At 67.9% G+C, this 6,357-nt stretch carries 6 protein-coding genes; 4 read left to right on the forward strand and 2 right to left on the reverse strand.

Annotated features, from left to right (window positions below; genetic code table 11):
- Positions 1-21 precede the first annotated feature (21 nt).
- The 3 genes from DT074_RS23880 to DT074_RS23890 all read left to right on the forward strand — a co-directional run bounded on the left by DT074_RS23880 (position 22) and on the right by DT074_RS23890 (position 3,111).
- Positions 22-816 (forward strand): enoyl-CoA hydratase/isomerase family protein, encoded by a 795-nt coding sequence (locus DT074_RS23880; RefSeq protein ID WP_119422380.1) that lies wholly within the window; start codon positions 22-24, stop codon positions 814-816.
- A 13-nt stretch (positions 817-829) separates the two neighbouring features.
- The gene (locus DT074_RS23885) at positions 830-1,783 is read left to right on the forward strand and encodes a hydroxymethylglutaryl-CoA lyase (protein ID WP_119422381.1); all 954 of its coding nucleotides are present in this window, start codon (positions 830-832) and stop codon (positions 1,781-1,783) included.
- A 134-nt stretch (positions 1,784-1,917) separates the two neighbouring features.
- Positions 1,918-3,111: an acyl-CoA dehydrogenase family protein gene (locus DT074_RS23890; RefSeq protein ID WP_119422382.1), complete on the forward strand. Its 1,194-nt coding sequence runs from the start codon at positions 1,918-1,920 to the stop codon at positions 3,109-3,111.
- Positions 3,112-3,237: 126 nt separating this feature from the next.
- Here DT074_RS23890 and DT074_RS23895 read toward each other — a convergent pair whose 3' ends face one another.
- Both DT074_RS23895 and DT074_RS23900 read right to left on the reverse strand, forming a co-directional pair.
- Positions 3,238-3,786 carry a PAS domain-containing protein gene (locus DT074_RS23895; RefSeq protein ID WP_119422383.1) on the reverse strand — a complete coding sequence of 183 codons (549 nt, stop codon included), beginning with the start codon at positions 3,784-3,786 and terminating at the stop codon, positions 3,238-3,240.
- A complete protein-coding gene (locus DT074_RS23900; RefSeq protein WP_119422384.1) occupies positions 3,783-5,555 on the reverse strand; it encodes a hydantoinase B/oxoprolinase family protein in 1,773 nt (590 codons plus the stop codon). The genes DT074_RS23895 and DT074_RS23900 overlap by 4 nt, the downstream gene beginning before the upstream one ends.
- 307 nt (positions 5,556-5,862) lie before the next feature.
- Here DT074_RS23900 and DT074_RS23905 point away from each other — a divergent pair.
- Positions 5,863-6,357: cold-shock protein (locus DT074_RS23905; protein WP_162915164.1), on the forward strand; the 495-nt coding region annotated here is incomplete at its 3' end.

A 6,357-nucleotide genomic window follows, 5' to 3' on the forward strand; every position in this document is an offset into this window, starting at 1 on the left:
CTTGGAGGAACGCATAAAGCTATGACCGAGAAGGCTTACGAGACGCTGCTGCTGGACCGGCCGCGGGAGCATGTCCTGCGCATTGCGCTGAACCGGCCCGAGGTCGGCAATGCCACCAATACCAAGATGGGCGAGGAGCTGTTCGAGCTGTTCCGGCAGTTCTATGTCGATTTCACCGCGGCGCGCTGCATCGTGCTGACCGGCACCGGCAAGCTGTTCTGCGGCGGCGGCGACCTGAAGGAGCGCCAGGGCATGACCGATGCCACCTGGCAGCGCCAGCACGCGATTTTCGAACAGGCCTTCATGGCCATGATCGACTGCCCGATCCCGGTGATCTGCGCCGTCAACGGTCACGCCTTCGGCGGCGGCACCGAGATGGCGCTGTGCTGCGACTTCATCTATGCCGCCGAGGGCGCGCGCCTCGCGCTGCCCGAGGTGACGCGCGGCATCCTGCCGGGCGGCATGGGCACGCAGAACCTGCCGCGCGCCTGCGGCCCGCGCCGCGCCAAGGAGATCATCCTGGCCGGCCAGCCCTTCACCGCGGCCGAAGGCTATGAATGGGGCATCGTCAACAAGGTATGCGCCCCCGACAAGCTGATGGACGAGGCGCTGGCGACGGCGGCAAAGATCGCCGAGAACGCGCCGATCTCGGTGCGCCAGGCCAAGAAATCGATCGACCGCGCGACCGAGCTCGACCGCAAGACCGGATACATGTTCGAGATCGAGGCGTACAATCGGACCGTGCCCACCGAGGACCGGCATGAAGGCATCAATGCCTTCAACGAAAAGCGGAAGCCGGTCTTCAAAGGCAAGTGAGACGGAGGAAGCCATGACCCAACGCGACGTCATCCTGCGCGAGGCAGGCTTGCGCGATGGATTGCAGAACGTGCACGCCTTTTTCGCCACCGAGGCGAAGAAGGCCTGGATCTCGGCCGAAGCCGCCGCCGGCGTCGCCGAGATCGAGGTCTGCTCCTTCGTGCCGGAGAAGCTGATCCCGCAATTCAAGGATGCGGCCGAGATCGTGGCGCACAGCTTGCAGATTCCGGATCTCGTCGTCTCCGCCCTGATCCCGAACCTGAAGGGCGCGCAGCGCGGCTTCGAGCTCGGCGTGCATCAGCTGAACTACGTCTGCTCCGTCTCCGAGAGCCACAACCTGCGCAACGTGAAGCGCCTGCCGAAGGATTCGGTCGAGGATTTCCGCCACATCGTCAAGCTGCGCGACAGCAATCCGGCCTGGAAGCCGATCAAGCTGAAATTCGGCCTCGCCACCGCGTTCGGCTGCACCATCGAGGGCAATGTCGATCCGAAGGCCGTGATGGTGATGGCGGAGGAAGCGCTCGCCGCCGGCGCCGACGCGATCTCGCTCGCCGACACCGTCGGCTATGCCAACCCGGCGCAGATCAAGGCGCTCTGCCTGCAAGCGATCAAGGCCTTCCCGGGCGTCGAGATCGGCATCCACCTGCACGACACCCGCGGCCTCGGCCTCGCCAACGCGGCGGCGGCGCTGGATGCCGGCATCCGCCGGCTCGACGGCACCTTGGGCGGCCTCGGCGGCTGCCCCTATGCGCCGGGCGCCACCGGCAACGTGGTGTTCGAGGACATGGCCTTCATGTGCGAGGCGATGGGGCTGCGCACCGGCATCGATCTGGAGAAACTGGTGCAGGTGCGCGACATCGTGCGCGCCGGCCTGCCGGCCGAGGAGCCGCTGCACGGGGCGCTGGCCCGCGCCGGCGTGCCGAAAGGCTACGCGCCGGCCGCCGGCTTCGCGCAGGCAGCGGAGTAATCTCCCTCTCTCCCTCACCGCGGGAGAGGGGTCAGGGGTGAGGGGATGATCGGGCGCTCTGCCGGATTCCGCTCACCCTCACCCAACCCTCTCCCTCAGTGAGGGAGAGGGCTCATGCCAACGGAGTGATTGCAATGAACGTCGCCGCGCATCCGGGCGCACCGGTCAATCTCGAACTCGGCGAGGACTACGCCGATATCCGCGCCGCGGTGGCGAAGATCTGCGAAGGCTTTCCCGGCAGCTACTGGCGCAAGCTGGAAGACGACAGCGCCTATCCGACCGAGTTCGTCAAGGCGCTGACCGAAGCGGGCTTCCTCGGCGCGCTGATCCCGGAGGAGTATGGCGGCGCCGGCCTGCCGCTGCGCGCCGCGGCGGTGATCCTGGAGACCATCCATGCCTCCGGCAGCTCGGCCGGCGCCTGCCACGCGCAGATGTACATCATGGGCACGCTGCTGCGGCACGGTTCGGAGGCGCAGAAGCGCGAATACCTGCCGAAGATCGCCAGCGGCGAGCTGCGCCTGCAGGCCTTCGGCGTGACCGAGCCGACCACCGGCACCGACACGACCCAGCTCAAGACCCGCGCGGTGAAGGACGGCGACAGCTACGTCGTCAACGGCCAGAAGGTCTGGACCAGCCGGGCGCTCGCCTCCGACCTCATGCTGCTGCTCGCCCGCACCACGCCGGCCGACCAGGTGAAGCGCAAGGCCGACGGGCTCTCCGTCTTCCTGGTCGACATGCGCGCGGCGCGCGGCAACGGGCTGGAGATCCGGCCGCTGCCGGCGATGATCAACCACAACACGACGGAGGTGTTCTTCTCCGACCTCCGCATCCCGGCCTCGTCCCTGATCGGCCAGGAGGGCCGCGGCTTCCGCTACATCCTCGACGGCATGAACGCGGAGCGCACCCTGATCGCGGCGGAGGCGATCGGCGACGCCCGCTACTTCATCAAGCGCGCCACGGCCTATGCCAACGAGCGCGTCGTGTTCGGCCGGCCGATCGGCATGAACCAGGGCGTGCAGTTCCCGATCGCCCGGGCCTATGCCGAGACGGAAGCCGCCGACCTGATGAACCGCAAGGCGGCGGCTTTGTTCGCCGCCGGGCTCGATTGCGGCGAGGCGGCCAACACCGCGAAGATGCTGGCCTCGGAAGCCGCCTGGCACGCCGCCGATGCCTGCTTCCAGACCTTCGGCGGCTTCGCCTTCGCCCGCGAATACGATATCGAGCGCAAGTGGCGCGAATGCCGCCTGTTCCAGACCGCGCCGATCTCCACCAACCTCATCCTCAGCTACCTCGGCGAACACGTCCTCGGCATGCCCCGCTCGTACTGAGTATCTTTTTTTCACCACGGAGAGCACGGAGGCACACGGAGTTTTCCTTCGATCGCGCAAAGCGCGATCAAAAGCTTTTCTCCGCGTGCCTCCGCGTCCTTTGTGTTCTCCGTGGTGGATCTATTTTCAACGCTCGGTGCCGGTGGCCTTGCGCCAGGCGAGGCCCCAGCTTGCGTCACTGACCGAGGCGGCGAGGATCATGTCCACATTCTCGCCGTCATCGGCGAGCGGCAGCAGCAGGCGCACATAGTCGCGCTGCAGGGTCGCCGGCACGCCCATCTCGGTCGAGACCCAGTCGAAGGTGATGCGGTGATAGATCGGCGCGCGGCGCTCGACCACGGCGCGGTAATGGCCCTCGACCTCGTCCAGATAGCCGCGCGGGCCCGCTTCGGTGGTGAGCTTGCCGGTGGGATCGAAGCCGATCGCCTCCACCAGCAGCGTGCCGACCAGACGGAAGCGAAAGCGCAGCGGATCGCGCAGCACGTCCAGCAGCAGGATGCGGCCCATCAGGTCGCGGAAATCCGCCGGCTCGATCTCGCGCCGCGCCGGCATGCGACGGCCCGCGCACTTGTGGTGCCAATAGGTCACCAGGGCGCGCAGGCGGGCATCCTCGACATGCTCGACCGGCAGCTCCAGCGAGCGGAACCTGAGCGGCAGGTCGTGCGGCACGCTCATGCGCCGCCGCCCCGCAAGGTCGAGGTCGCATCCCGGTCGACCTCGCCCCGGGCGTCCAGAACGACGCCATAGAGCGCGCGCGCCTGTTCGCGCGTGTAGTAGCCGCGGCCGATGTCGCGGGCGACGAGGGCCGGATCGCGCCGCATCGGATTGCCATAGCCGCCGCCGCCCGGCGTCGAGACGCACACGCGGTCGCCGGCCTGGATGCGGATGTCCTGGTCCTTGGAGAGATGCGGCGGCACGTATGCCTTGCCGCCCTGCACCACCGTCACCTTGTTGACGCCGCCATCGCCGCCGCCGAGCACGCCCTGCGGGCCGATGCGGCCGTGGTCCATCACCATGGAGGCGCGCGCCTCGCCGCGGCGGAGCGTGATCTGGTAGTTGATGCCGAAGCCGCCGCGCCGCTCGCCGGCGCCGCCCGAGCCTTCGTTCAGCGAATATTCCTCGAACAGCACCGGGTAGTACTGCTCCATCACCTCGATCGGCGTGGTCTTGGAGATGCCGATGGTGGAGCAGCCGTTGGAGATGCCGTCGCCGCCGGCGAAGCCGCCATAGCCGCCGCCGGAGATCACGTACATCACATAGGCGCGGCCGCGTTTCGGATCCGTGCCGCCGAGCGCGAAATTGCCGGAGGTGCCGGCCGGCGCCGCGAACAGCTTGTCCGGGATCGCCGGCGTCAGCGCGGCGAACACGGCCTCGGCGATGCGCTGGCTCACCTCCGCCGCGCAGCCGGAGACGGGGCGCGGATACTCGGCATAGAGGAACGTGCCTTTGGGCTCGACGATCTCGAGGGGCTCGAAGGTGCCGGCATTGATCGGCACTTCCGGAAAGATGTGCTTGATGGCGAGATAGATCGACGACTTGGTGGTGGCGATGACGCTGTTCATCGGCCCCTTGCAGGGCGGCGAGGAGCCCGCCATGTCGAAGCGCAAGGTCTCGCCCCGCTTCTCGATCGTCATGGCGATGCGCAGCGGCCTGTCCTCCACGCCGTCGGAATCGACGAAGGCCTCGCCGCGATAGGTGCCGTCCGGAATCGTCGCGATGCGCGCCCGCATCTGCCGGCTGGCGCGCGCCCTGAGTTCGGCGATCGCCGTCTCGACCACGTTGTCGCCATAGCGGTCGATCAGGGCGGCGAGCCGCTTCTCGCCGATGGCCAAGGCCGCCGCCTGGGCCTTGATGTCGCCGATCCGCTGGTCGGCAATGCGGATGTTGGAGAGGATGATGGCGAGGATTTCCTCGTCCAGCACGCCCTGCTTGTAGAGCTTGACCGGCGGCAGCCGGAGCCCCTCCTGCTCCACCTCCGTCGCATTGGCGGAGAAGCCGCCCGGCACCGCGCCGCCGACATCCGGCCAGTGGCCGGTATTGGCGAGCCAGGCGAACAGGCGCCCCCGGTAGAAGAACGGCTTCACGAAGCGCACGTCCATCAGATGGGTGCCGCCGAGATAGGGATCGTTGACGATGAAGACGTCGCCCGGCTTCACATCCTTCGCCCGGGCGATCACCGCCTGGGTGGAGAACTGCATGGTGCCGACGAAGACCGGCAGTCCCATCTCGCCCTGGGCAATCAGGTCGCCCGTCTCGCGATGGTAGATGCCGTCGGAACGGTCCATCGCCTCGGAGATGACCGGCGAGAAGGCGGCGCGGCAGAAGGCCAGATCCATCTCGTTGCAGACCTGCGCGAGACCGTTCTGGATCACCGAGAGCGTGACGGGATCGATCGTTCCGGTGAGTTCCGGCGGTGGGGAAACGATGGCGGCGGGCGAGCTCATGGACGCATTATATCGGCAGAACCGACGGATGCGCCTGGCCTCCGGCGGCCGTCCCGGCCGGCAGTACTGCCTCAAACAGCGGCAAATTTGCCGGAACTTGGATCAATCACGTGGAGTTGCTTGGTCGCGCGAACGGCTACTCGCCTTCGTCGTATGTCGTGCTAGTCTGTAGGCTTCCTTCCGGGTGGGGAAACGGCCGGGCAGGATGGGACTTGAACAGAGCGACCGGTGGACGAGCGGTCCACCGTGAGAGCGGGAGTGGAGAGGCGACACGCCCGCGAGCCAAGAGAGGACGAGGACAAGAGAGATGGGTAAAGGCCGGGATTTTCGAGGGCCGCGCCGGCGCGGCTTCGATGACGACTTTCCGCCGCCGGATTTCGGCGCGCCGGCGTTCCGGCCGCCCAGGCCACCGGGCGGCTTCGCCCCGCGGACGCAGCCCGTGGCGGAAGGTCCGGAGCTCGACGCGACGGTCAAGTGGTTCAACCCCGAGAAGGGGTTCGGTTTCGTCGAGATGGCAGACGGATCGGGCGATGCCTTTCTGCACGTGGCGGTGCTGCAAGGCGCAGGTCACGACAGCGTGGCACCCGGATCCAAGGTGAAGGTGCAGGTCGGCCAGGGCCAGAAAGGCCGCCAGGTCACCCGCGTCGCCGATGTCCAGCCAGGTGAGGCGCCGCCGGAAGGCGCGCGCTTCGGTGGCGGCGGTGGCGCTGGCGCAGGCGGCCGCTTCGGCGGTGGCGGCGGCCGGTTCGGTGGCGGTGATCGGTTCGGTGGCGGAGGCGGCGGCTTCGGCGGCCCGCGCCCG

The organism is Desertibaculum subflavum, assembly GCA_003576705.1.
GTDB lineage: Bacteria > Pseudomonadota > Alphaproteobacteria > Ferrovibrionales > Ferrovibrionaceae > Desertibaculum > Desertibaculum subflavum.

Bases quoted from the DNA above. Each gene is read 5' to 3' on its own strand.
- DT074_RS23895 (WP_119422383.1), bottom strand. From the start codon at position 3,786: ATGAGCGTGCCGCACGACCTGCCGCTCAGGTTCCGCTCGCTGGAGCTG.
- DT074_RS23900 (WP_119422384.1), bottom strand. From the start codon at position 5,555: ATGAGCTCGCCCGCCGCCATCGTTTCCCCACCGCCGGAACTCACCGGA.
- DT074_RS23885 (WP_119422381.1), top strand. From the start codon at position 830: ATGACCCAACGCGACGTCATCCTGCGCGAGGCAGGCTTGCGCGATGGA.
- DT074_RS23880 (WP_119422380.1), top strand. From the start codon at position 22: ATGACCGAGAAGGCTTACGAGACGCTGCTGCTGGACCGGCCGCGGGAG.
- DT074_RS23890 (WP_119422382.1), top strand. From the start codon at position 1,918: ATGAACGTCGCCGCGCATCCGGGCGCACCGGTCAATCTCGAACTCGGC.